The sequence below is a fragment of the Mycobacterium sp. E735 genome, assembly GCF_001666955.1.
In the GTDB taxonomy this organism is placed as follows: Bacteria; Actinomycetota; Actinomycetes; order Mycobacteriales; family Mycobacteriaceae; genus Mycobacterium.
In genome coordinates this window covers 1-595 of sequence record NZ_LZIX01000126.1, presented here as the reverse complement: position 1 = coordinate 595, position 595 = coordinate 1, and the positions used below count along the sequence as shown (strand labels likewise).

Genomic DNA, 595 nt, shown 5'->3' with positions numbered 1-595 from the left:
AAGTAGTTGTAGAGGCTGGCGCTGGTGACATCCGCGGTGCGGGCAATCTCGCGAATCGTGGCTCGCGAGTAGCCCACCGTCGCCACACAGCGCATGGTGGCCACGATGATCCGCTGGCGGGTCTCCTCACCGCTGGCGCCGACGGGGCGTCCCCGCTGCGCCCGCGTCACCGTGTTCTCCGCACTCGCGCGTCCCGTCCGCAGGCTCTCGGCGCCTGACAGTGTCGAATATAATCGAGTGATCGATTTATTCGGGGTTCGTGCGGAGGTGCGCGGTGCGTGAGGGACGGGACGGCGGCGCGTGCCGTCCCGCATGAGCGCCCGGCCCTCGCGATTGGGGCGCCCGGTGGGCGCCGACGGCGAACAGACCCGCACGCGCATCATCACCGCGGCGATGCGCACTGTGGCCGAGATGGGCTACTCCCGCACCACGATTCGCGAGATTGCCCGCACCGCGGATGTCACCAGCGCCAGCCTCTACAACTACTTTCCGAACAAGGCGGAGCTGATCAAGGCGGCGATCGCGGCGCGCACCGATGTCGCTTTGCCGCGGCTGCGGGCGGCCGCCGAGCGGCCGGGGAGCGCGGTCGACCGCA

2 protein-coding genes are annotated in these 595 nt (G+C 69.7%); one reads left to right on the top strand and one right to left on the bottom strand.

Annotation, left to right across the window (positions count from 1 at the left end):
• A partial coding sequence (locus A5704_RS10085; RefSeq protein WP_156736743.1) for a TetR/AcrR family transcriptional regulator occupies positions 1-170 on the bottom strand: 170 nt, incomplete at its 3' end.
• Between the two features lie 142 nt (positions 171-312).
• Here A5704_RS10085 and A5704_RS10080 point away from each other — a divergent pair.
• Positions 313-595, top strand: a 283-nt coding sequence (locus A5704_RS10080) for a TetR/AcrR family transcriptional regulator (protein ID WP_156737652.1), incomplete at its 3' end; no start/stop codon positions are given.